Below are 23,761 nucleotides of genomic sequence, written 5' to 3'. Positions count from 1 at the left end.
TCTACTGTCATATCACACTATGATAAACACTTCTCTCTAATAGTAACTTACTCGATCCTTTCCTTCAGGGCACTACCGAAGTTTTTTGAAGGTGGATAACTCCTCCCTTACAGGAATAGGAGTTGAAGAAATTGCTGTTTCCGAGGGAAGATTCTACGGTTACACTTTCAGAACAAGCAAAGAATACCAAGATTTGGCAGGGGTTAAAGCTTTCTTTTATGAAGGGGATTTTCGCGGACTGAATACAAGCGGCGGCGACGATTTGATCGCAGAAGTAAGCTATCAAGATCCAGGCGAACCGCCTGTATGGTTTATACTGGACAGCAGGATATCTTGGTTTATCGAGACATTCCCTGTGCCTTATTTGGATTCACCGCCGGTCTCTGCGTTTTTTGGGTATTACGAGCAATATACTACCAACCGCGACGGTAGAACAGAGCGAACCGATAGAAATTTCTACAATGGCGAGGTTTATTACACTCTAGTGGATACCGAAGCCGAACCAGTTCCCGAACCTCTCACCGTTGGGGGGACAACTTTAGCATTGGCAGGTTTAAGCTGGTTAAAACAAAAGAAAAAAATGGCAGCTTGAGGTGCGATCGCACCTCAACAATTAATCACTCAGCAGTCACTTTTCAGAAAATATTCGAGTTGCAAAATTTTGCGATCGATTGGGAGACAGAGCCCTGGCTTTCAAAATCGCGGCTACCAAAAACGCATAGGACAAAACTCCCACCAAGGCCAGCAAAAGTACGCTGGCGGCTCCCGACGCATTCCACAAAGCGTGAAGTGCGGAAGCGCTGAAATAACCTACGCCCAAAATTTGCCAGCGCTTCCTGGGTTTGAGGGCGCTCAAACCGATAAAATATCCCAAATAGCCGCTGTAAGCCATGTGTCCGGCGGCGGAACCCAAAATGCGGGGAATTAGCAACTGCAATCCTACTAATTGTCCGGCCTCGGGCCCTGCTTGCAGGGTGACATTTTGGATGACATTGGGAACGTACTGTCCCAGAGTTTCTAACAGTGTAAAGCCGACTGCGGAGGCACTTCCTAACAGGATTCCGTCTAAAGGTTCCCAAACGCCGACTCGATCGCGCCACGGATTTTTTAGCCAATTTCCCAACAACATTGCTCCCAAAACAGGCAGGGCTTTCAGCAATTCTTCCATCAGACCCGCCCCGAAAAACATTCTGGTCAAAAAAGGCAAAAAACTGATTGCTTCGCCTTCGGCTGGCAGGCGGCCGGGCAAAATTTCTCTAAATACCAATATAAATCCAATCAATAGGGGGCTGATCACAATCAGGACTGTAGCTAAAGCCGAACCAAGCAATACCCACCACGGTTTGTGTTTGCCGCACAGTTGATAGATAAAGTAGTAAGCCGCACCGGCAAGGTAAGCTGACAGCAGCAAGTTGAATGCTGCAGAATTTCCAACGGCGACAAACATCGACACGACAACAATAACTGTGGCAATACCTGGATATAAGTAAGCTTTTTGGCTTAATTGTTTGCCCGTCGAGGCGATCGGGAATAATTGAGTTAAAGTGAGAGTGTCTTTTTCACTAGCAGCAAAATTGCCACTTTTTGCTGGGAATTCAGGTTTAGTTGGGTAAGGGGTTAGGGGAGATTCAAATATGAATTCAGGGCCGTCAAGGCCGAGACTGATGCGATCGCCTGTTTCTAAAGTTTGGCAACCTTGCAGCTTTTTCCCGTTGATATAAGTTCCGTTAGCGCTGTTGAGGTCGCAAATTTCCCATCTCGTCAAAGTACCCTGAGTCAGCGGACGGATGGCGGCGTGGCGGCGGGAAACCATGCCGTGGGCGATCGACTCTAAAGTTATTTGACAATTTCGATCGCGTCCGATCGCCACTTCCCCATCTTCAGAAAGTTGGTACTTGGACGCTGGCGCTCCCGCAGCGCCTTTAGCGGGCACTTGTCGCAGAAATCCGATTTCATTTGTCATGAGTTATGAGTCATTAGTCCTCAGTCATTAGTCATTGGTCATGAGCTCGCAAGCTGTTAGCTGATGTTATTTTTGGGCAGTCTTTATTCCACAGTTATTGGTTGTTAGCTGCTGACTAATGACTAATGACTAATGACTAATAACTGCTGACTAATGACTAATAACTAATGACTCTGCTTATAGATTGGCTCTGGCATCCTGAACGGCTGCATAGAAAAATATGCCTGTTAGCGGTACGCTGAGGGCGAGGATGATCCCGGTGACTAAATTGCCGAGTTGAGCTTCTCCCGAAGATAGCTCAAAGATGGAGCCGACTGCTGCGATCGCGGCGATACACGAAAGAGCTAACAATAAACTACTTTTAGGAGTTCCTGCCATCATACTGACTTTACTGCCTTTGGCGAAAATTTGTGCTTGACTAATTCTTCAGTCAGTGCGAGCTTGTTTTCTACTCTGTCTACAAACAGCACTCCGTTGAGGTGATCCATTTCGTGCTGAATTGCCCTCGACAGTAACTCTGTTGCTATCAGGGTTTGCGGGCGACCGTATTCGTCGCGGTAGGACACTTCAATGACTTCTGGGCGTTTGACTTCTAAATAAACTCCCGGAATGCTCAAACACCCTTCTTGCAAAATGCAGACATCGCTGCTGCTAGCCTTGATGGTGGGGTTGATCAACACCATGGGGGGTGTGGCGGGGTTTTCCGGGTCGCAGTCGAGCACGATTACTTGTTTGTTGACTCCGACTTGGGGGGCGGCCAAACCGATGCCATCAGCACTGTACATGGTTTGCAGCATTTCTCGGACTAGCTGCCGAATTTCTGCATCGACGCTTTTGACGCGCTTCGCTGGCTGTCGCAGGACGCGATCGCCTAATGTGTGTATGGTTAGGGGCGGTTTTTCTAACTTTTTCTTTTCAACCAAAACCTGAGCCGTCATAAAACCTCGCGGGATGTTTGGAACCCCAACGAAAGCTGTTGGGGAATGAAATTGGAACCAATACTATTATTTCCAATCTTAATTATAGTTTTAAGTAGCCATGACTGGAAACGCACCAAACCAACGGCCGGTTATTTCTCTGGGCCTTTCGCCTGTTTTAGTGGCGGTAGAGCTTTTAGCTGCGATCGCGATTTTGCTGGCTGTTTTACTCATCGTACAGTTTTGGGCGGTTTTGCCCGATCGAATTCCGATTCATTTCGGCTTGGAGGGGCTGGCTGATGCTTGGGGCGACAAGGTGACAATTTGGATCGTGCCCGCGGTGGCTGCGATTATTTTTGCGCTTTTAACTGCGGTATCGCGCTATCCGCATACTTTTAATTATCCCGTACCAATTACTTCTGAGAACGCTCGCCGGCAATATCTGTTGGGGCGAGGCCTTTTGGTTTGGCTGAAGGCGGAGATTTGCTGGCTGTTGGCGTTTGTGGTTCGGCAGCAAATTCTTGTCGCTTTGGGCAATTCTCAAAGGTTTAGTATCGAGTTACTTTTAGGGTTAGTTGTTTTGATATTTTCGACGGTTGGCGTGTATTTGCTCAAGGCTTATTCTGCTCGCTAGAGGTAGGGCAAAAAACTTACATATACCCAAACAACCAGTTTTTTGATAGATTTTTTTAAACGCAGTTAATAATATATAACCGCTCAAAAACAAAGAAAATTACTTTGTAATGAGGAATTTATTCATCAAAATTTTATGAGGAGTTTAGTCCTCACTACAAACATTTTTGATGGCTGGTAAGCTGCTACGCAGCTAAACCGGATAAAATAGCATTGCCTTTATTTTTGATTTTTCCATCCCATTTGATAACCATTTCTCCTTCATTTAATAATCTATGTAGTAATTCTGACAATTCTTCTACTGACTTAAACAGTCGATGTGCTATATATTCTTTCGCTGAATGCCAGACCAATTCAATCAAATTATAATCGGGGCTGTAAGGTGGCAAAAATTCTAAAATAATATGAGGCATTTCGGCTGATATTTGGCTGAGAATATCTTTCTTTTTATGAAAACTAGCATTGTCTAAAATAATTACAATCTTTATTCCTGATTCGGCAAAACTTTCAGCTTGATTGCCCATTTCTCTCCATTCTTGAACTATCGAATTATTTAAGGCATTAATCTGGTCATAAAATGTATTATAATCTCCTCTTTTTATCACAAAATTTAACCTTTTTTTGTCATGATATCTCAACCCACCCATGATATTTACTCTGCCTCTTCTCCTTTGACCTGTGATTTTTTTTCGACTACCTTTTTTACCCCAAGTTTTTCTTCTTATCACTCGTCAACTGAATCCACTCTCATCCCAAAACCATACCTGTAAAAGCTCTGGCATTTCTTTAGTTATTCTTAAATACTCCGATAGTTTCTGTTTAAATGCTTCTCTTTCAATTGGATTTTGTTTATCCTCTAAACTAGATTTAGCCCAAATATAAACGTATTTTTTTTATGTAGTATCCTGGATATTTGGGAACTACTCAATTTAATTCCTGTGACTTTTTCTAAATATGTTGCTAGTCTGGCTGCCGTCCATCTCCCAAATTCATATCCATATTCTTCCGGAGCTTTTTCGATTGTATCTATCAATATTTGTTCATACTCTGGAGTGACTTTACGAAAATTTCCTGGACTTCTTTTATCTAAAAAACTATCCAATTGATCGGGGTCGCCATGAACTGACCAATAAGCTACTGTTGTGTAAGCAATCTCCATAAATTCACTAATTTCTCGATAAGTTTTTCCGTCATTTATTAGCAATAAAATTAGAACCTTTCCCTCACGTAATTATCGTCAGACTCTTTTAGTAGTTTAACGAGTCTCTGTTTTTGATTTTGAGATAGATGGTTTTTGGCTGGCATACATTCTAACTAATGAGCGCTTATTTTATATTTATATTATACAATCTAGCTGCGTATCAGCTTAATTGACTGGAGATGATAGGAATCACAGGCGAGAGGTTTGTGCTGCGGTAAACGCCGATCGACTAACCCATCAGATATGTTTGCTGATTGTTCATCGGCAATACTCGCAACCGTCGATTTTTCAAATCAGGTTCTAAGCCTAGTTCTTCCATTGGAATCACGCCCAGCAAAACAGCAGAAACGCCTTCGGGTAACTCTAAACAATCAAATCTCCCTTCTCTCCCCTCTACAATAATTTGAGCGTCGGCAAAAATTCGACCCTTTTTTATGCCCGCTGATGTTTCTACATCTCTTTCTCCTACTTGTATTAAGCCTAACTGGCTAATAATGGGAGCTGGCAAGGAAAGCAAAGTTGCTCCGGTATCGACAACAACGTTATCGAGCATAACAGAACGAACTTCCTCAGCAGAAATAAATTCCCGTTCAGCCATAACTCGATCGATGCGATTCGTGACGGTGATTGTAGTGATTACTTGACCCATTTGTTTTGCTTGCAGATTGGGGAGTACCAGGGTCATAGTATGTTACCTCTTTGAGTGTAATTAGTGGATATTTCTATGGTAATACTATCTAGAATCCTCCTTGGTTAGTTAAAATCGTTTTAGTGACCGGCCAAAATTAGAATTTGCCTCAACGCATGACACCAGAAAACAACTCTTCTCAACCCAATCGCCCTGAATCGAACGTGACTGTAGAAAGTCAGAACGGTGCGAGCCCTACTGTGCCACCAGAATCAGGGACAATCGTCGCTACTGCTGAACCCGAAAAACCGGTGCCGCCGCCTGCAACTCGCAAGGTTTTATTGCCACAGCAGCCGGAACAAACGACTATTGAAAAGTCGGCGTCGGCACTGACGCTGGGGTTGATCGCAGCGATGATTTTTGGGCTGGCCAATGACAACATTTGGCTGGGCTTAATTGGTGCCGTCGGTGCGATCGGCATATCGCTGCGACTGATGTGGCCGAGTTGGGGCAAAATCTGGGCGCAGGTAATTCCGCCGACTTGGCGCACGCTGATCGTCGCCTGCTTCGGGCTTTTAGCTGGGATTGTGGGCTTGCTGATGCTCAGCGGTACTAATACTGAACCGGGAAGCCGCAACATCCAAATCAACTGGGACGCCATCGGTGCTCTCGGCGAGTTGATCGGCGCTTTGGGCCAAATTTTAATCGCGATTTTGGGCGTTTACGTGGCTTGGCGGCAGTACGTGATCTCGAAAGATTTGACGATTCAGCAAAACAGAATTACGCAGCAGCAAACGATCGATGCTTATTTTCAAGGGGTTTCCGACTTAGCCCTTGACGAACAAGGGTTTTTGGAAGACTGGCCGCAGGAAAGGGCGATCGCAGAAGGCCGCACTGCTGCGATTATGAGCAGTGTAGATGCTGAAGGTAAAGCTAAAATTCTGCGGTTTTTGTCGCAGTCTAGATTGGTTACTCCTCTGAAGCGCGATCGGCTTTTAGGCCGCCCCATCCTTGACGGCGACGGCGGCTACGCTGAAGACAGAGATCACGGTATCCGCGTTATCGATCTCAATGTCATGTTAGCGGGTGCTGACCTGGCTGGCACCGATTTGCGGTGGACGGATTTGAGCGAAGCCAACCTCGTCCGTGCCAATCTCAGCAAGTGCGATTTAGTCAAAGCCAACCTCTCGCGCGCTGTCTTGTACGACGCCAACCTCGCTCGCGCCGACATGAGAGCGGCCGCCTTATTCTACGGCTCGGCAGAAATTGCATCCCCCCGCAGCCGTACCCAATTTCCCAACTATCAAACGGGCGAACATACCGGCGCTGTGGTGGAACGCGCTGATTTCACCGCTGTCAAGCGGCTGTCGGAGGAGCAGCGCTATTACTGCTGCGCTTGGTGCGGCTCGAAGTCGAGAGAGACTATTCCCGGCGGCTGCGAAGGGATTCCCAATAAACTCGGACGTTAAAATTAGCAGTACCGCTTTACCTACGTATATATTGGAGAGGGCGATACTGTAATTTAAATCCACAGTCTTGGGTTGTTTTAGCCATAACAAATAATGATTTACGGGTAGAAGTAACTCTGCCCCTGGCGCGGCACAAAAGCAGGGAGCGATAAATTTTTGTCGCTGCTATGTGTGGTTTCTCAGCCGATCGGTAATTGCGATCGGGATGCAGGTAATTGCTCGTTTAGTCTGCAAGAACCCGCCCGTGTATACGATTCGGCCGCCTCTGGGTTTTGTAAGCTGCTTCCTTCCCAAAAGCGGCTGGGAACTGTTTTCGCACAGGGACGGTAAATGGTACGTCGAAATCGCTACTCTAGGCTACAGGTATGCAGATGACGGGCAGCAGCATTCTGTGGCTTTTTATCCGCTGTTTCCTTTGCTGATGCGCGGGTTGAAGACTCTTATAATGCAAGTGGAATTAGCAGGATACTAATTAATAGTTGGGAATTTTGAGGGGATTATTTGTAGTTGCAAGCTATTAGTAAAATTCCAATTATTTAGGGCGATGGCTATTTCTTGAATTTGCGAAAAATGCTTAGACTTACAGTCAGCTATTTGGGTTTTTACTCTTTAGCGCTACTGATAAAATTCGTTGCTCTGCAATCGGTTCACCGATACGCTTACGGCATTGTGTCGCTCTCGATGGGACTCGGTTTAGTGTTGAGTAGTCAGCCTCGCTGGGGATATGCTGTTATGACATTATTTGCTACATTCCTGCTGTACATGGGTGTTAAATTTGCTGCGTGGGCGTAGGTAGCTTAAAATAGTTCTCCATATCTTTTTCTTAAACTTAATTTACTCTATTTCCCAAGCTGCCTGAAAAAAGTCTCTTTCGCACAGCATGGCGTAGCGATAGGTAGCTTCTACTTCCGGCGTAGCTTCTGCGTAGCGATCGACCAAACTTTCCAGCCGTTTTGCTAAAATCTCAAAATCAGGGCTGCTATAGGTGGAAATCCAGTCGCTAAAGGCGTGTTCCGGTATATTAGGTTTAGCTAGCTGCTGTCCCAAAAAAGCATACAACCGCAAGCAAGGAGTCATGGCGGCTGCTGTCAAACCCACACCGTTTCCCCAGGCTGTGGCTAATAAAAAATCTGTGTAGCGGCGGGTAGCGATTCCCGGTTTAGCCTCTTGCAAGTTTACCCCCCATTTGCCTGCATATCCTTGATGCAACTGAAGTTCTTCTAAAACACCGCTGCCGAGATTGTGGAGAATTTCAAACCCCTCCCAGTCGGGTGCTTTTGCCGCAGCGATACTGTAAGCGCGAGCGAATGCTCCCAGAAAAAATGCGTCTTGTGCAATGTAATATGCAAAACTATTTGAGGGCAGGCTGCCGTCAGCAATGCCTTGAACAAAGGGATGTTGCAGACAAGCTTCACTTAAGTCTTGATTTGCTTGCCAAAGATCACTGGAATTTGTCATGCAATTTTTAATTGATGGGTTATGATTGTAATTTTTCTAGTCTGACTAAACATCTATGATAACAAATATTTTTCCTTGGCGTGCGTCAGTCTTATGGTGTCTTTTATTTTTCGTATTTAAGAAAATAGATAAGTTTTGGTAAGCTGCTATTTTGTCTGCTGCTGTTGTCTGGCTCAAAGAGCGAAATTACGTGCCGAACCTCTCTCGTGAAGCAGCCAGCGTTGGGAAAAAAGAAACTTTTGATTTAAGGGTAAAAAAGCCGATTTTTAAACAGAAACTGCAATGAACGATACACCTAAGTATTCTTTGGTAATTCCTATCTATAACGAACAAGAAAATCTCGCTGAATTGTATCGGCGAATTAGTGCCGTGATGGATCGAATGGACGGCACAGTAGAATTAATTTTAATTAATGATGGTAGCCGCGATCGCTCTCTCGAACTTTTGCGAGAATTGCACGAAAAAGACTCGCGAATTTGTTACCTCAGTTTGGCCCGCAATTTCGGTCATCAAATAGCTGTAACTGCTGGTCTAAACTTTTCTAGCGGTCAAGTTGTAGTCATCATGGACGGCGACTTGCAAGACCCACCAGAGCTAATTATAGATATGGTAGAACAGTGGCAGCAGGGCTATCAAGTTGTTTACGCTCAACGCACTCAACGCCGTCAAGAAGGTTGGTTTAAGCGGTTGCCTGCTTATATGTATTATCGCATTTTGCGCCATCTTGCTGATGTTGATATTCCGATAGATACGGGAGATTTTTGTTTGATGGATAGGTGCGTGGTGGACGTACTCAATGCGATGCCTGAACGCAACCGCTACATTCGGGGACTGCGGGCTTGGATTGGTTTTAAACAAACGGCGGTTAAGTTTGAACGCGATCCGCGTTTTGCAGGCGAGGTTAAGTATACCTTCAGAAAATCTTTAAGTTTGGCGATGAATGGTTTAGTCTCTTTTTCAAAAGTTCCCCTCCGACTTTCGATTTATATGGGGTTGTTTGCTGCATTTATATCTGTGTTAATGGCTTTTTTGATTTTGTATTGGCGGCTTTTTTATCCAAGTTCTGCCTTAACTGGTTTGACAATTGTGATGATGGCGGTTTTCTTTTTGGGGGCGGTACAGTTGGTTAGTATTGGGATTTTGGGTCAGTATATAGGGCGTATTTACGAGGAGGTAAAGGGCCGCCCGCTTTATACGCTGGCAGAAGTGGCTGGTTTTGGCGATCGCCACCGATCGCCAAAATAATTTTAGCAAACAACTGTTAACTCACCCTGCCTAAATTATCTAATTTATGAGATAATTTAAGATCGTAAAATCTTCTCAAGACTCATGTTTAAACTTTACGAGTATTCCCCCTCGGGCAATTGCTATAAAGTTCGCTTACTGTTAACTCAGCTCAATATTGCGTTCGATCGCACAGAAATTAATATTCTCGAAGGAAAAAGCCGCACGCCTGAATTTTTGGTCAAAAATCCCAATGGCCGCATTCCGGTGTTAGAAATCGAACCTGGTAAATTTCTGTTTGAATCGAATGCAATTATGTTTTACTTGAGCGAAGAAACTGAGTTTTTCCCCACGGATAAATTTGAACGGGCTCAAGTTATGCAGTGGTTGTTTTTTGAACAGTACAGCCACGAACCTTTTATTGCTACTTCTCGTTTTTGGTATTTGATAGGGAAAGCTGAAGAATATCAGGAAGCACTTAAACAAAAACAAGCACCGGGTTATGCTGCTTTAGGGGTGATGGAACAGCATTTAGCAGAAAATGAGTTTTTTGCGGGCGAGCGCTATACTATTGCTGACATCGGTTTATTTGCTTACACTCACGTTGCTGGTGAGGGCGGATTTGACTTAACCAGATTTCCAGCTATTGAAACTTGGATCGATCGCGTAAAAAGTCAGCCTCGATATATTAGCCTAACACAATGAAATTTAATTTAAATGAGGCTAAAAATACTATACGTGTAGAACATTACCGTTACATTTCTCAGTTGTCCAAAGTCATAACTGCTTCGCCTTAACAACTAAAACTGTACGCGACTGTAAAACACTTCTTTTACATTCTCGACCGCACTAAAGTAGAACACCACTATCGCCCGCAGAACCAGTATAAAACTCAACGGCAACGGGCGAAATCCGAACAGGGTTCCTAAAGGTGTCCAGGGCATGATAATTGTAACTCCTAGGGTCGCCAGCGTTGCCATCAACAAGTATTTTCCGGGTTTACGGCTAAAATCTACCGCTTGAGATTGCTCGCTAGCCCTTTTCGCTATATCATAACTTTATTTTCAATTATTCTGGATCAAATAAAAAATGCCAGAGTCCTTTTCCAACTCAGCAGGTCGCCATTTACAGGATGCCCAACTTCTTTTGGTTGAGCAACGGTGGGACAACGCTGTTTACCTAGCAGGTTATGTTGTAGAATGCTCTTTTAAAGTTCTTGTCGAGCAACACTTTAAGCACGATCGAGGCGCGGTAAGAAAATATGGACATGACCTCACTGAACTTGAAGGAAGGGCAATGGAACGCTTGCGGGTTCTCTATCCTATTCTGGATAGGCAACTTCCTACTTCACGAATAGCTGATACTGTTCTAGCTAAACATCATCCAGAGAGGAGATATTCCAAATCAGGACTTTGGGCTGAAGCTGACGCAAAAACAGCCGTTCAACGTGCAGAAGAAATTTACCGAGAAATAATCCCCAAGTTAGTGCTAAATGGCTCAGTTTCTAGCCAGGATATTTAAAAAATGACAATCAGTTTTGGTGAAACCTTCCAGCAAGTGCAGCAATGCTTTAATGAACAAAGCGTTATAGCTTCACTTGTACCTAAGCTTGAGTCGGTCACAATTATTCGTGACATTAAAGGAAAAATAAGACTTTTTCTGGAACCATTAGAAAACATTAGCATTGCAGAATCAGAAACCATTGATCTTAATACCTTTTTATCTACAAAACTTGGACTTTACTATGGAAATGATATTTGGCTGCCTGCAGAAAAAGACGGTTATAAAGCTTTAATTGATACCATTAAGGCTGAAAGAGTTTTAGCATCTTGGGATGATAACTCAGTTTTGCCTCGCTGGTATATTCTTGAGCGTCACATTGCTAAACAGGCATGGACAGACAATAAATTAGGTAAACCACCTTGGTCAGAGGATTTAGTCGCTCAAAAGCATAAGCCCGCGATCGTATCTTTTTTCTCTTTCAAAGGAGGTGCAGGACGAACCAGTACCCTGGTTGCTACTGCATTGACTTTAGCTCGTAACGGTCATCGAGTTGCCATAGTTGACCTCGATTTAGAAGCACCAGGCTTGGCTACAATTTTTTCACCAGATAACTCCAATAATCTAGGGGTAATTGATTATTTATTGGAAAAGAAGATTCAAGAAAATGATTGGAAACTGCGTAATCATCTGATACCCATTAATAAGCAGACTTTGCTAGGAGATCAGGGCGAAATCATCCAGTTACTTCCGGCGGGGACGATAGACGACAATTACTTGGAAAAATTAGCCAGATTGGACTTTCAAAACCTTGTGGATGGTGAACTACAAAGTACAATGGTGGATATGCTAAAGGAATTAAACAACGAAGCAAGACCATTAGATTTCATTTTGATGGATGCACGGGCTGGTTTTCACGATATTGGTGGCTTGGCGATTACCGCTCTCTCTCATGCAGCAGTCATCTTTGGAACTCAATCACGCCAAAGTTGGGCTGGACTAGCCCATGTTATTCGCCATTTAGCAAGTCCTGGAGTTGATGAACGTTTGCCGTTGATTCTTGTACATTCGATGGCTCCAGCGATCGGACTATCAGGACGAGAAACAGAACTAACGGAATTTCGAGAACAAGCCTACATTGTTTTTCAAGAAAACTATTACTCGGAAGATGAAACAGTCCCTGATGCTAACAATATAGAAGAACCATTTTTTCCTGTCGTCGTGCCATATCAGGAGAGCCTACGCGGAGACATAGCTCTATTTTCGCGTAACTCAACTCCAGAAGAGTCAAATCGACTGTCAGACCTCGTAAAGACAATGACTAATTCTCCTTATCAGGATATTGCAGAAAAATTATGTATACTTTTTGGACGTGAATTAAAAAATGTGTAGCAATTAAAACTATGAGTGAATTTAATAAACAAAAGCTACTCGAATTAATAATGGATATTGCCCCTGGTCGGGGGACTGCTGAACACGAAAGCGATAATCAGGAGAAATTCTTAAAAAACTTTTTGCCTATAGCAGATTATCGTCTTGCTTTAGAACCAAATACATTATTAATACTAGGAGGTCGTGGAGTAGGAAAAACAGAATTATTCCGTTTACTCGCCATCCCTTCAGGACGAGAATCTTTGGTTGAAAGTTTGAAAATTAGATCCTTGCCTGACTTAAGCAAAACGACGTGGATAGCTGGCTTTGGACGGACTCGCACAGCAGAAAAGCGATTTCCCACGCCAGAGAGTGTTGAAATGCAAATGGATAAGGCTACAAATATTGAATGGCGAAGCTTCTGGATTGGTTTAATTTTAGGGGGGTTATTACAGCAAGAAGATTTTAAGTTCAAAAATTTTCTTCTTAAACAAATAGAGACAAAAATAGCCAACATTCTTAGAGACGACTTATCTCGCTTATCAATTTGGCAACCTATTGTCACTCAAAATCTTGAAAAATTAAATTCTGTCTTAGATAAATTAGATCAAAAACTCATTGAAGCAGATGATTGGTTATTTGTCACTTATGATGAGTTAGATCGATTAGTTGCTTCCTATACTGCCTTAGCAAGTCCAATTCGTGAACTTTTAGCTTTGTGGCTCGATCGATGGCGACGTTGGGACAGAATACGACCCAAAATCTTTTTGCGTACCGATCTATTTCGAGAGGATTTTTTGAGTTTTCCTGATGCTTCCAAACTGCAAGCCCATCAAATTCGATTGGAATGGAAACATTCATGGCTTTACCAACTTTTGGTCAAACGACTTGCGAACTCTGGTAATGAAATGACCGAATATTTGCAAAATATCCCAGGGTTGATTATTGAAAACAAAACTGGCTTGGGTTGGACTGCAACATCAAATGAAAAATTGTTTGAAGAACTAATCGAAAAGATGATTGGTAAGTATATGGGGGCTAATGCTAAAAAAGGAATCACCTATCGCTGGATTCCCAATCACCTTCAGGATGCTGGTGGTCGAATTGCGCCACGTTCTTTTCTCAAATTATTTGCCTTAGCTGCACAAAGTCGAATACAACAGCTATCTTTTTTTGAACAAAACACATTACTTTTGCAACCCTCTGACTTACAGGGGGCTTTAATGAATACTTCAGATGATAGAATTCGGGAATTACAGGAAGAGTATCCTTGGCTAGAATCTCTCAAGATGAGCTTAGTAAATCTGAGAGCTCCGATGCAGCAGGAAATATTTTTAGAGGCGGTAAAGTCCACCAGATGGAGTCCTGAAAAACAACCGCCTGTAACTAACCCTGAAGGAATTTTGCAGTATTTACTTCAACTTGGAATTGTAGAAAGTCGTTCTGATGGACGAATTAATATGCCTGAAATCTATTTGTATGGATTTCAAGTTAAACGGAAAGGCGGGGTTAAACGTCCCCAGTAGCATAAGACGTGAAAATCAGGTATAGAAAGTAAAACCTAATTTTTATGCAGCCCAAAATGCCCTAGCTAAAACTCATTTGATATCTAATGCTTTAACCGATAAGTGTTGCGCCTTGACAACTAAAATTTCACTCGTTGATAAAACACTCATTTCACATTTTCAGCGACAGTAACGTACAACAGCACGATCGCCCCTAGCATCAGCACAAAACTCAATGACAACGGTTGAAATCCCAGCAGCGTTCCCAAAGGTGTCCAGGGAAGGATTATTGTCACTCCAATGGTCGCCAGCATAGCCTCAAATCGAGTGGATTTACATAACCTGACTCAATTGTGACCATTGCTCAAAACAGTTGCTTTAACTTGCACTAATGCCAATAATTTTTCGGCGGCGTTCGAGGCTCCGCGCTCTTGCCAAAACCCTAATAACTCACTGATAATGACGCTCGTCAGAATGAGCGTGGCAGATGCCGCATCTTGAAGGAAAATCTCTAGCACCGCCACCATAATCATAATCAAGATAATCGGACTCTTGAACTGATTGAGCAACAGTATCAATGCGGTCGATTTGTGTTTTTGCTTGAGGCTGTTTGCGCCGTACTCGCTCAGGCTTTGTTTCGCATATTGACGGCTTAATTCTGCGGTTTAGAGTGCGTCTGCTGAAGCACCTAAGCTGTGGGCTAGCTCGGAAATATTGACTGTAAATTAATTATTTTATACCCTATTTTTCTTTTTAGTGTTAATGTCCCGAACTAAAGAAGAACTTTAGGTAAGTTGATAATAAAGCTTGTTCCCTTGGCCTCTCCACTTTCAACCGCCAGTGTCCCTTGATGCGCTTCAGTAATACTCTTTGCTAAAAATAATCCTAATCCCCAGCCGGTTTGCTCCTGGGCAGAAATGGTTCGACGAAATTGTTGAAATAGGATGGATTGAGCGTCTAGGGCGATCGGATTGCCTTCATTATGGATAGTAAGGCTGATCTGCGTTTCAGTTTGCTGGAGTGTGAGTGTAATCGGCGTACTAGGCTCACCGTATTTCACAGCGTTAATTGCTAAATTTTCAATCACCCGCCGTATTTCTTTACGGCTGCAAAAAGCCCTGATCTCAGAATCTGAGACCACAACAAACCGCTCTCCATACGCGAAGTTCAAATCTTCTACCACCTCTTGGACTAGCATCTCAAAATCGCATTCTTCAAATTCAATCTTTAAGCTCTGCCCTGCCCGCAGCCGACTCGCATCCAGCAGATTTTGAATCATCGAATCCAGCCGATTGATCGCACCCAGCATCCTCGCGGCCACATCCGTGTGGGTATCTCGTCGTTCCAGCCGCCGCAGCATCAGTTGAGTTCCCATTTTTACGACATTGATGGGATTTCTGAGGTCGTGAGTTAGCGTCACCATAAATAATTCTTGAATATCTCGCAGCGTTTCGGAGAATTGAGTGGCCGCGTCATTAACGGCTTGCTCAATGGAGCCGATAATAATGTCTCGATCCTGCACTTCCAAAGGTGCTTCTTCTTCTAAAACTTGAAATATTACTTGACGGAGGAGGTGATACTCGAAAATGAGTTGACTCATAGAGTAGTCAGCATACCCCGCCCGTTCATGCCCGTGCAGCTTGCCAATCCGGGTGCTTTCTACCTCGTCGGCTGTGATTCGGGCAGGTGTCCTGACAATTCTGTTTGAGAGTTGATCTACCAGTTGGTTTAAGTATAGAGGAAGGGAATCTTGTAGGGCAAGAGAATTTTGAGGCGTTGATGCACTGACTTCATCGCGCGCCCGCTTCTCCCACATCCGAATAATTTTTTCAGCATTTTGTTTAAGACGGTCAGACGCTTCGTTGGACATCGATTTTGATTTTCTGCATGAGTCCGTGTAGAGAGCTCATTATACAGCAATTTTGAGGTAAGTGAAATACACAGAAGCCGGGTTTCAGCAAGAAACTCGGCTTCTGGGGGGTAGTTTATAAAGGTGGAATCTGCGGCAATTACTGAATTAAACCGGCAATGATATTAATACTCATCGCGACAATTGCGGTTTTAAAGAGAATGCTAGGGAGTCAAGCTCATCGCCTCAGCGCGAAGTCATCTGTACATCTGAAACTTGACTGGTCATGCCCATAACAAAAGAAGAGTTTGCGTAAATTTTTCAGGTAAGGTCACGGTCGATAGGATTTATTGATGTTTACCTACTTATTGAAGTTTCCACGCAATTAGAGCAACAAGTGCAATCAGACCTAATGCTCTCCGAAAGTAATTAACACCTTGAAATAATTCTTCCCAAGCCCAAGTAAACAAAGATCCAAAGGCTACTAGCTCCAACGCTAAATTAATTTCGCCTGTTGGAACAATCAGCTTTAACAAACTAGCTACAAGCCCGACAATCAGTGGTAGATTTGGCGGCTGAGCTATAACAATATTGCCTTCGCTGTCCCGGAATATGCGATCGAACAATGTACTTTCTGTATTTTCCATGAGTTTCTCCTGTAGATGTAATAAAAGGTATGAATTGAGTTCAATGGCTTACACAACTATTTCTTGATAACGAATCAGAGGCATAATTAGACCCTTCCAAAGAAAAAAGATTGATTAGCCACCACATGAGCTTAGAATTTATCTAGCTGTTTTTATCACATCGCTTTTATGATTATCATTAAGTTTTAGATAGTTTTTATATTAGGATTAAATATTTTAAATATCCTCTATCGATGGGAACAGTTTTGATTGAAATAAAATCTATAATTGGACAGAGATAAGTTAATTATGAACAGCAATATGCTTTTTTAAAGCACATAGCCGCTTTCCATTTCGAGTAATTTCTCTAGCGTGACTTTTTCAATACTTGTTAAATCTGACATTTCACATCGATATTTAAAATTACAAAGATGTTTAACTATGAATTATACGGAAAGTTTCCATATAACATCCCAAATAAGGATTTTTTTAAGAATTGTTCCGAATTATTTTTTTCACAGGAATATTAGACGGAAATCTTCTGTACAATACCCCCGATCGGGATGTTATACAGATTAGCTTACTGGCTATGACCTCAACTCCCCCGAAGAAACTCCTCGACTTAGGCGGATTTGACTTGTAGGGTGCGTCAGACGAAGTTCTACAACGAATATCGAGGGTTTTCTGTTCCGGGGCACCCTACTAAGCTGTTCTGTATCTAAATTAGCTATTGCGAAATCCTGAAACCTTGGCATTGCAAGCCGGAGAGGTCGCTGGAATAGCATCGTTTAAATGCAGAACAGCTTATTTATATGTACCACTTGCGTAAGTCCTATTATTAAACAATCGATCGCAACAATCCACCCTCGACTCGCAAGGCGGCCCCATTAATTGCAGAAGCTAGAGGACTAGCAACAAATGCAACTAATGCAGCAACTTCAGACGTTGTAGCAAATCGCTGAATCAGTGAAGATGGACGAGTCTTGGTAAAAAATTCTTTCTCAACTTGTTCGGGTGTAATATTTTGATCCTTAGCAAGTCCCTCAATAAAAGTTTCCACTCCTTCGGAACGGGTTGGCCCTGGCAATACTGTATTAACCGTGACACGACTGCCTGCGGTTGTTTCAGCTAAACCGCGACTCAACGCCACTTGTGCTGTCTTGGTAACGCCATAGTGAATCATTTCGGTGGGAATATTCAAGGCAGATTCGCTAGAGATGAAAATAATTCGTCCCCAATCTTTTTTTAGCATTGGCGGTAAGTAATGACGCGAGAGCCGAACACCGCTCATAACGTTTACTTCCAGAATGTTCATCCATTCCTCATCGGAGATATCTTCAAATGCTTGAGAGCCATAAATTCCCAAGTTGTTGACCAAAATGTTGACTTCTGGCACTTGTTGAAACAATAATTCAACTCCTGCTTGCGTTCCCAAATCGGCAGCAATTCCCTGAAGTTTGGCATTCGGGACACTTTGCTTCAGGCGATCGAGAGCCTCGTTTACGCGCTCTTGGGTTCTGCCATTGACAATGACAGTTGCTCCTTCCTGGGCAAGTGTCGTGGCGATCGCTAGTCCAATTCCGGCGGTTGAACCGCTGACGAGTGCAACTTTATCGGATAGTTGGAGATCCATACTTTTTTAAACCAAATAATGTATAAGCGATCTAGGGTTTCAACTTGCTCAAATCATGAAGCAAGTGCCGACTCAATTAGTCGCCACCTAATCCAATTTTACCACCATTTTACCCACATTTTTGCCTTCAAAAAGACCGATGAATGCACCAACCGCTCCCTCGATTCCTGCCACCACTGTTTCCTTGTTCTTCAGTTTCCCAGCTTGGAAATAGCCGCCCACTTCCTGCTCAAACTCACTCTGGCGCTCGAGCCAATCCCTAACGATTAGCCCTTTCATCGTCAACCGTTTGGTAACCATATTAAATAGATTGGGAGGGCCGGGCTGGGGCTTTTCCTCGTTGTAACCGGAGATGCCGCCACAAGCGATAATTCGGCCGTGCACGCGCAACGCCGAGAGCGCCGCTTCGAGCGTTTCGCCTCCTACGTTATCGAAATAGACATCAATTCCGTCCGGTGCTGCGCGGTTGAGTTGTTCGAGGACGGGGCCGACCTTGTAATCGAAGGCGCGATCGAATCCGCATTCTTCCAGCAGAAACTTGACCTTCGATCCTGAACCGGCTGACCCGATGACATGGCATCCGCGCAATTTCGCTAGTTGTCCGGCGACATTTCCCACCGCACCTGCTGCTCCCGAAACAAAAATAACATCGCCGGCTTTGACCTCTACCAAATTCAACCCAACCCAAGCGGTCATGCCCGTCATGCCGAGGGCACCCAGGTAAACTGAGAGCGGTTGAATCTCGCGGTTGACCTGATGCAAATCTTTTGGGGCAGCTATAAAGTATTCTCGCCAGCCATACTGGGAAGTGACAACATCACCCGGCTTTAATTCCTGGGCGCGCGACTCGATGACTTCGCCGACTGCACCGCCTTCTAGCGCTTTACCTAACTTGAACGGGGGAACATAGGATTTCCCTTCATTCATGCGACCGCGCATATATGGATCTACCGAAATGTAGAGATTGCGAACGAGCACCTGCCCCTCTTGAAGTGGCTTTAGTTCTGTTTGCGCGATCGTAAAATTATCGGCGGTGGGCATCCCCTTGGGGCGGGAGACTAGCTGAATTTCGCGGCTGATTGTATTTGTCATAATTTTCTGCTTATTGATTAGGCTTTCAGAATTCGCTCGATTTGAGTTTTATCTGTTGTTTTTAACATTTTCTAAAGGCATGGATGCCAAAGATTAGATTTATTTAAGTTCTATTCCTCTGGTTTACTTAATAAAAAAGGCAACGAAAAAGATTGAGATTGCTGCGGCCAGGGCGTGTTTTATTGACCCGGAGATCCCCCCTAACCCCCCTTAAGAAGGGGGGGACCGGAAGCGCTCAAAGTCCCCCTTCTTAAGGGGGATTTAGGGGGATCGAGACTGGGGTAAAAGCGAGAGCGATCGGGAATTTCAGGCGATTGTGGACACCAATGACCCCCCGCGCCGACTCTCTCCATCCACTTGGCGAGTTGACCAAATCCTAACGATTGACGGTGCTCATATCGGGGTAGCGATCGCCCGCGGCAATTCCTAATGGCAGCGCTTTTCCGAGCTGGTCTAGTTCTGCTTGAGTCAGCGTTACAGCAGCCGCCGCAATGTTTTCTTCTAAATAGGTGCGGCGTTTGGTGCCTGGAATTGGCACAATGTCTTCGCCCTGGGCTAAGACCCATGCCAGCGCCAACTGTCCAGCTTTGATGCCCTTAGCTGCGGCTATCTGCTCAATCTGCTCGACTAGATCCAGATTTTGCTGGAGATTATCGTCTTGAAAGCGAGGATATCGTTGTGCGCGATAGTCTCCCTCAGATAACGTGTCGAGGCTCTTGATTTTGCCTGTGAGAAACCCGCGCCCCAGAGGGCTATAAGGCACAAACCCAATCCCTAGCTCTCGGCAGGTGGGCAAAATCTCGGATTCTGGCTCCCGGCTCCACAGCGAATATTCAGTCTGGAGTGCCGAAATAGGATGTACTGCATGGGCACGGCGGATCGTGGCGCTCGCGGCTTCGGAAAGGCCGAGGTAGCGCACTTTCCCGGCTTGCACGAGCTGCGCCATTGCACCTACGGTTTCTTCGATGGGAGTGTTTGGATCGACTCGGTGCTGATAGTAAAGATCGATCGTATCTACGCCCAGACGCTTGAGACTGGCATCACAGCAAGAGCGGACATATTCGGGTTTGCCATTCACGCCTAGAAAGCTGCCGTCGCTACCGCGTACATTGCCAAACTTCGTGGCGATGATGACTCGATCTCGACAGTCTTTAATTGCTTTGCCGACCAACTCCTCATTGTGGCCGACACCATACATATCAGCCGTGTCGAGGAACGTCACGCCTAGCTCTAAGGCGCGATGAATGGTGGCGATCGCTTCTGACTCATCGGCTATGCCGTAGAACTCGGACATACCCATACAGCCCAGTCCTAACTCTGAGACTACTAATCCTTGATTGCCCAGTTTTCGCTGTTTCATGATGTTCTTTTATCACTCTAAAGTTCTTGACGAGTCGGATGATCGTTTCATTCACATCAACATCACCGGGCTGCTCAATGGCATAGGCGATCACACGGGGAATGGCATCTGCATCAATGGCGATCGCATAAAGAGCATTCATTCCCGCTGCTGTATCTTTATCGCTAATCGCGGTAGTCAAATCAGTGGGTTATTGAGTGTGGGGCTTAAAACATTGGGTACTGAAATAAACTAAACTCAGCATTATTCAACCAGCTCAACTAGCTTGTAGCTGGATTAATGTTTGTGTCCCAGCAGCGTCACTAATCCGAAGCGCCATCATCACGCCGTTTGAGTCCTGTCCCGTTAAAACTTCAGTTGGTGAATCGATCGTGTGAGCGTAAGTCACCACATCCTTACCCACTTCAATCACCAAATCATCTCCCTTTCCAGGGCGATCGTAAACTATCGCCATCAATGGTGCGTTCTTAATCAGTTCTGCATGACCGAGTTCTGAATTGATGACTTCGATGGAAATATTCCGCCCACGATTACCATCTGAAAACTGATCGAAAAATTCACCCCATCGCTCGTGCGGCACAGATTTGTTGATGTCAATTTTGTTCGTCATATCATTCCTTGTGAAAAAATAGTAAAAAGAATCAAAGCAATGGATTAATTATTGTGAAGCCTCGACTTAGAAGAATCGGGTTTCCCTCAACATTCTCAACGTTTGAGGTATCTCGGTTCTTATCGACTGCTGACTCCATCAGTCGTGCGTCCGCTCATTTCACTCGCGTCGATGCGGTAGATTGCGATCGCTTCTGAACGTCATCGAGCATCAATCCAGGTTCGATCGATCGCAGGTGAGAGCGTTGGATGGCGTTCTTCGATCGAGTGCATTGCCCGATCGATGTCTTCCTGAACTGTGAGGCGGGAGGCTCGACCATTCACAATCGCGCTGCGCCAATGAACCGGATCGTGTATTTCTTCAACCTGTAGACGGATCTCGGGATTTGCGTCTATTTCATGAGTCTTCACGGCTTCGGTTGTAAACAGGTAGATGTCCGAATCTTCGAGATAATAATTCATTGGCATCACCTAGGGTTTGCCTTCGTGTATGCAGCCAAGATCACCGTATCCTAATTGGTGTAGCAGCTCGTGTATTTCTTTTGAACTCATTCGATCAATATCTAACATTACTTTTCTCGGAAAAATTCAGTTGATTGGTAGTATTGAACAGAAATAATCCCGGCTTTACATCTGTCGTTGGATGGAGTCGATATGTGAAAGTCAAGAATTGGAGTCAGCAGCCTGTTGATAAAGCGATCGCCTCACAAATCTTCTGCCCGCTTAATTGATGCTTTTTTACCCGCAGCTACGCTGGCCACAACTAAACAAGCTGTTGCTAGGGCGATCGGCTCCAAAGTCTCATTAAGCAGAATTGCCGAAGCTAGGAGCGTCAAAAAAGGTTGCAATAACTGAATTTGGCCTACCCGGGCAACTCCACCAATTGCCATACCGTGATACCAGGCAAAAAATGCAATAAATTGACTGAAAATACTCACATAAGCAAAACCGAACCAGGCTATAGGTGAAGCTGTCAACCCTTGTTTTAAGACCACAAATATTGTTGGTAAGACCTCGAAAGGAGCGATAATTACCAAGGCCCAACTAATAACTTGCCATCCACCTAAAATCTTAGCTAATTGCCCACCTTCAGCATAGGCAAAAGCAGCAGCAATTACAGCTCCAAACAAAGCTAAATCGGCGAGCTGAAGGTGTCCAGCACCACTAATAATACCAAAACAGACAACAGTTGCACTACCGACAATGCTAGCCATCCAAAAAGTGAAATCAGGGCGATCGCCAGCTCGCAAAACTCCCGCTATCGCTGTTGCTAAAGGCAGCAATCCCAACACCACAGCACCGTGGGCGGCAGGTACTTGCTGCATTGCCCAAGCCGATAGTACCGGAAATCCCAAAACAGCTCCCAATCCGACAACTAATAAACTCCGAAGTTGCTGTTTTGAAGGAATGGGTTGATGCGTTATCCGCAGAGTAAATGCTGCTAATATAGCTGCTACTAATCCGCGTCCCAAGCCTACCAAAAGCGGGTCTAAATCTATCACAGCGGCTCGGGTTGCCGGTAATGTCAAGCTAAATCCAACTACGCCCAAAAAACCGTAGATTAAGCCGATCGTTTCCGAATTTAAGTGAAGATTTTTCCAGTAGGATTTCATTCAGTCTCCAATATTGATTAATTTAGGGTGCTCTGCGTTACACCTTACTCATATTACTTCTGAAGGTAGCAATTCTGCTCTTACCAGCAAATGCTACAATAATAACTTTTGAACTTCTCTTTCTTAACTCTGCGTGATCTGTCTTCTCTGCGGGATATAAAAAAATACTCATGTTGAAACTTTACGAATATTTCCCCTGTGCTAATTGTTACAAAAATCGCTTGCTTTTAATTCAGCTTAATCTTTCCTTTGCGAGGCTCTAAATTGATATTCTCAAAGGAGAAAGTCGAACTACTGAATTTTTGCTGAAAAATCCTAAGGGACGTATTCCTGTTTGAGAACTATAGCAATCCTAAATCATTTGTGAATTTCTTACTCCCTCCCCTTACCAAGGGGAGGGTTGGGGTGGGGTAAAAAATTTACGACTCATTGACGATTGCTATAGAACCGGGTGAATTTTTATTTGAATCAAATGCAATTATGTTTTATTTGAGTGAAGGAACAGAGTTTTTCTCCAGTGATAAATTTTAACGCGCTCAAGCCATGCAGTGGTTATTTTTTGAGCAGTACAGTCACGAACCTTTTATTGCTACTTCTCGTTTTTGGTATTTGACGGGGAAAGCACAAGAATATCGCGAAGCACTTAAACAAAAACAAGCACCGGGTTATGGTGCTTTGGGGGTGATGGAACAGCATTTAGCAAACCATGCTTTTTTTACAGGCGATCGCTATACTATTGCTGACATCGGTTTATTTGTTTACACTCACTTTGCGGGCGAAAGCGGATTTGATTTAACCAAATTTCCAGCAATTTAAAATTGGATAAATCGAGTAAAATATCGACCTCGATATATCAAAATAGCACAATTAAATTAAAATTAAATGAGGCAAAATATACTATATGTCTAGAACATTACCGCCACATTTTTTAGTTGTCTAAAATAATAAGTGCTGCACCTTGACGACTAAAATTTTACGCGGCTGTAAAACACTCGTTAAGCGTATTGCTGGGTCGAAAGAAAACTTTATCGAGATGGTTCTTCTGGGTTTTTGGTGAAAACCGTATAATGAGATACCACTACTTGATTTCTACCCTATGGATATTCATCT

General features: G+C 44.1%; 26 protein-coding genes and 2 pseudogenes. 11 read left to right on the top strand and 17 right to left on the bottom strand.

Translation table 11 applies throughout. From position 1 onward, the window contains the following. The first annotated feature begins 91 nt into the window (after nt 1-91). Nucleotides 92-592: a PEP-CTERM sorting domain-containing protein gene (locus QUA13_RS26310; RefSeq protein WP_333203270.1), complete on the top strand. Its 501-nt coding sequence runs from the start codon at nt 92-94 to the stop codon at nt 590-592. Between the two features lie 36 nt (nt 593-628). Here the strand turns inward: QUA13_RS26310 and QUA13_RS26305 are convergent, their stop codons facing one another. The 3 genes from QUA13_RS26305 to def form a co-directional block, all read right to left on the bottom strand. After that, on the bottom strand, nt 629-1,963 hold the full coding sequence (locus QUA13_RS26305) for a PrsW family glutamic-type intramembrane protease (RefSeq protein ID WP_333203268.1): 1,335 nt from the start codon (nt 1,961-1,963) through the stop codon (nt 629-631). A 177-nt stretch (nt 1,964-2,140) separates the two neighbouring features. Continuing rightward, the gene (locus QUA13_RS26300; protein WP_281363548.1) at nt 2,141-2,341 is read right to left on the bottom strand and encodes a hypothetical protein; all 201 of its coding nucleotides are present in this window, start codon (nt 2,339-2,341) and stop codon (nt 2,141-2,143) included. Then, entirely contained in the window at nt 2,341-2,901 is a 561-nt protein-coding gene (def, locus tag QUA13_RS26295) for a peptide deformylase (RefSeq protein ID WP_172189246.1), read from the bottom strand. Before def ends, QUA13_RS26300 begins: the two co-directional genes overlap by 1 nt. Before the next feature lie 100 nt (nt 2,902-3,001). Between def and QUA13_RS26290 the strand changes: the two genes are divergently transcribed. After that, nucleotides 3,002-3,514, top strand: coding sequence for a DUF1648 domain-containing protein (locus tag QUA13_RS26290; protein ID WP_333203266.1), 513 nt, complete (start codon nt 3,002-3,004; stop codon nt 3,512-3,514). Nucleotides 3,515-3,698: 184 nt separating this feature from the next. Here QUA13_RS26290 and QUA13_RS26285 read toward each other — a convergent pair. Further along, nucleotides 3,699-4,818, bottom strand: a pseudogene (locus QUA13_RS26285) (IS630 family transposase). Between the two features lie 125 nt (nt 4,819-4,943). Continuing rightward, the gene (locus QUA13_RS26280) at nt 4,944-5,399 is read right to left on the bottom strand and encodes an aspartyl protease (RefSeq protein ID WP_333203264.1); all 456 of its coding nucleotides are present in this window, start codon (nt 5,397-5,399) and stop codon (nt 4,944-4,946) included. Nucleotides 5,400-5,518: 119 nt separating this feature from the next. On the opposite strand from QUA13_RS26280, the gene QUA13_RS26275 reads away from it, so the two are divergent. The 3 genes from QUA13_RS26275 to QUA13_RS26265 all read left to right on the top strand — a co-directional run bounded on the left by QUA13_RS26275 (nt 5,519) and on the right by QUA13_RS26265 (nt 7,603). Next, nucleotides 5,519-6,811 (top strand): pentapeptide repeat-containing protein, encoded by a 1,293-nt coding sequence (locus tag QUA13_RS26275; protein WP_333203262.1) that lies wholly within the window; start codon nt 5,519-5,521, stop codon nt 6,809-6,811. Nucleotides 6,812-6,980: 169 nt separating this feature from the next. After that, nucleotides 6,981-7,283, top strand: a complete 303-nt coding sequence (locus QUA13_RS26270; protein ID WP_333203260.1) for a hypothetical protein — start codon at nt 6,981-6,983, stop codon at nt 7,281-7,283. Between the two features lie 98 nt (nt 7,284-7,381). After that, nucleotides 7,382-7,603 (top strand): hypothetical protein, encoded by a 222-nt coding sequence (locus QUA13_RS26265; protein ID WP_333203258.1) that lies wholly within the window; start codon nt 7,382-7,384, stop codon nt 7,601-7,603. Nucleotides 7,604-7,645: 42 nt separating this feature from the next. Here QUA13_RS26265 and QUA13_RS26260 read toward each other — a convergent pair whose 3' ends face one another. Then, nucleotides 7,646-8,269 (bottom strand): TenA family protein, encoded by a 624-nt coding sequence (locus QUA13_RS26260; protein WP_333203256.1) that lies wholly within the window; start codon nt 8,267-8,269, stop codon nt 7,646-7,648. A 282-nt stretch (nt 8,270-8,551) separates the two neighbouring features. On the opposite strand from QUA13_RS26260, the gene QUA13_RS26255 reads away from it, so the two are divergent. After that, on the top strand, nt 8,552-9,514 hold the full coding sequence (locus tag QUA13_RS26255; protein ID WP_333203254.1) for a glycosyltransferase family 2 protein: 963 nt from the start codon (nt 8,552-8,554) through the stop codon (nt 9,512-9,514). 84 nt (nt 9,515-9,598) lie between these two features. After that, nucleotides 9,599-10,198: a glutathione S-transferase family protein gene (locus QUA13_RS26250; RefSeq protein ID WP_333203252.1), complete on the top strand. Its 600-nt coding sequence runs from the start codon at nt 9,599-9,601 to the stop codon at nt 10,196-10,198. A gap of 95 nt (nt 10,199-10,293) precedes the next feature. On the opposite strand, the gene QUA13_RS32870 is transcribed toward QUA13_RS26250, so the two are convergent. Further along, nucleotides 10,294-10,542 carry a cation transporting ATPase C-terminal domain-containing protein gene (locus QUA13_RS32870; protein ID WP_445242748.1) on the bottom strand — a complete coding sequence of 83 codons (249 nt, stop codon included), beginning with the start codon at nt 10,540-10,542 and terminating at the stop codon, nt 10,294-10,296. Nucleotides 10,543-10,582: 40 nt separating this feature from the next. Here QUA13_RS32870 and QUA13_RS26245 point away from each other — a divergent pair, with 40 nt between their 5' ends. From QUA13_RS26245 to QUA13_RS26235, 3 genes are read left to right on the top strand one after another with little or no spacing between them, the layout of a single operon-like run. After that, nucleotides 10,583-11,014, top strand: coding sequence for a HEPN domain-containing protein (locus QUA13_RS26245; RefSeq protein ID WP_333203250.1), 432 nt, complete (start codon nt 10,583-10,585; stop codon nt 11,012-11,014). Nucleotides 11,015-11,017: 3 nt separating this feature from the next. After that, nucleotides 11,018-12,385 (top strand): KGGVGR-motif variant AAA ATPase, encoded by a 1,368-nt coding sequence (locus tag QUA13_RS26240; RefSeq protein ID WP_333203249.1) that lies wholly within the window; start codon nt 11,018-11,020, stop codon nt 12,383-12,385. A gap of 11 nt (nt 12,386-12,396) precedes the next feature. Next, nucleotides 12,397-13,890, top strand: a complete 1,494-nt coding sequence (locus QUA13_RS26235; protein ID WP_333203247.1) for a P-loop ATPase, Sll1717 family — start codon at nt 12,397-12,399, stop codon at nt 13,888-13,890. A 146-nt stretch (nt 13,891-14,036) separates the two neighbouring features. Here QUA13_RS26235 and QUA13_RS26230 read toward each other — a convergent pair whose 3' ends face one another. From QUA13_RS26230 to QUA13_RS26185, 10 genes and pseudogenes are all read right to left on the bottom strand, one after another. After that, complete coding sequence (locus QUA13_RS26230; RefSeq protein ID WP_333203245.1) at nt 14,037-14,165, bottom strand: hypothetical protein; 129 nt, start codon at nt 14,163-14,165, stop codon at nt 14,037-14,039. 51 nt (nt 14,166-14,216) lie between these two features. Then, nucleotides 14,217-14,513: pseudogene (locus QUA13_RS26225) on the bottom strand (cation-transporting P-type ATPase); the annotation flags it as partial. A gap of 128 nt (nt 14,514-14,641) precedes the next feature. Beyond that, a complete protein-coding gene (locus QUA13_RS26220; RefSeq protein WP_333203244.1) occupies nt 14,642-15,739 on the bottom strand; it encodes a HAMP domain-containing sensor histidine kinase in 1,098 nt (365 codons plus the stop codon). A gap of 344 nt (nt 15,740-16,083) precedes the next feature. Beyond that, nucleotides 16,084-16,365 carry a hypothetical protein gene (locus tag QUA13_RS26215; protein WP_333191750.1) on the bottom strand — a complete coding sequence of 94 codons (282 nt, stop codon included), beginning with the start codon at nt 16,363-16,365 and terminating at the stop codon, nt 16,084-16,086. Nucleotides 16,366-17,182: 817 nt separating this feature from the next. Beyond that, nucleotides 17,183-17,977, bottom strand: a complete 795-nt coding sequence (locus QUA13_RS26210) for an SDR family oxidoreductase (protein WP_333203242.1) — start codon at nt 17,975-17,977, stop codon at nt 17,183-17,185. Nucleotides 17,978-18,064: 87 nt separating this feature from the next. Then, complete coding sequence (locus QUA13_RS26205) at nt 18,065-19,069, bottom strand: NADP-dependent oxidoreductase (RefSeq protein ID WP_333203240.1); 1,005 nt, start codon at nt 19,067-19,069, stop codon at nt 18,065-18,067. A 376-nt stretch (nt 19,070-19,445) separates the two neighbouring features. Beyond that, nucleotides 19,446-20,429, bottom strand: coding sequence for an aldo/keto reductase (locus QUA13_RS26200; RefSeq protein WP_333203238.1), 984 nt, complete (start codon nt 20,427-20,429; stop codon nt 19,446-19,448). Nucleotides 20,430-20,685: 256 nt separating this feature from the next. Then, entirely contained in the window at nt 20,686-21,039 is a 354-nt protein-coding gene (locus tag QUA13_RS26195) for a DUF5335 family protein (RefSeq protein ID WP_333203236.1), read from the bottom strand. 200 nt (nt 21,040-21,239) lie between these two features. Then, the gene (locus QUA13_RS26190; protein WP_333203234.1) at nt 21,240-21,500 is read right to left on the bottom strand and encodes a pyridoxamine 5'-phosphate oxidase family protein; all 261 of its coding nucleotides are present in this window, start codon (nt 21,498-21,500) and stop codon (nt 21,240-21,242) included. Nucleotides 21,501-21,742: 242 nt separating this feature from the next. Next, nucleotides 21,743-22,651, bottom strand: a complete 909-nt coding sequence (locus tag QUA13_RS26185) for a DMT family transporter (protein ID WP_333203231.1) — start codon at nt 22,649-22,651, stop codon at nt 21,743-21,745. A 543-nt stretch (nt 22,652-23,194) separates the two neighbouring features. Between QUA13_RS26185 and QUA13_RS26180 the strand changes: the two genes are divergently transcribed. After that, nucleotides 23,195-23,467, top strand: a complete 273-nt coding sequence (locus QUA13_RS26180; protein WP_333203229.1) for a glutathione binding-like protein — start codon at nt 23,195-23,197, stop codon at nt 23,465-23,467. The last annotated feature ends 294 nt before the right edge of the window (nt 23,468-23,761 follow it).

It is taken from the genome of Microcoleus sp. S28C3 (assembly GCF_036700785.1).
Classification (GTDB): Bacteria; Cyanobacteriota; Cyanobacteriia; order Cyanobacteriales; family Microcoleaceae; genus Microcoleus; species Microcoleus asticus.
The sequence above is the reverse complement of the archived record's forward strand: the minus strand, read 5'-3'. Positions and strand labels throughout refer to the sequence as shown.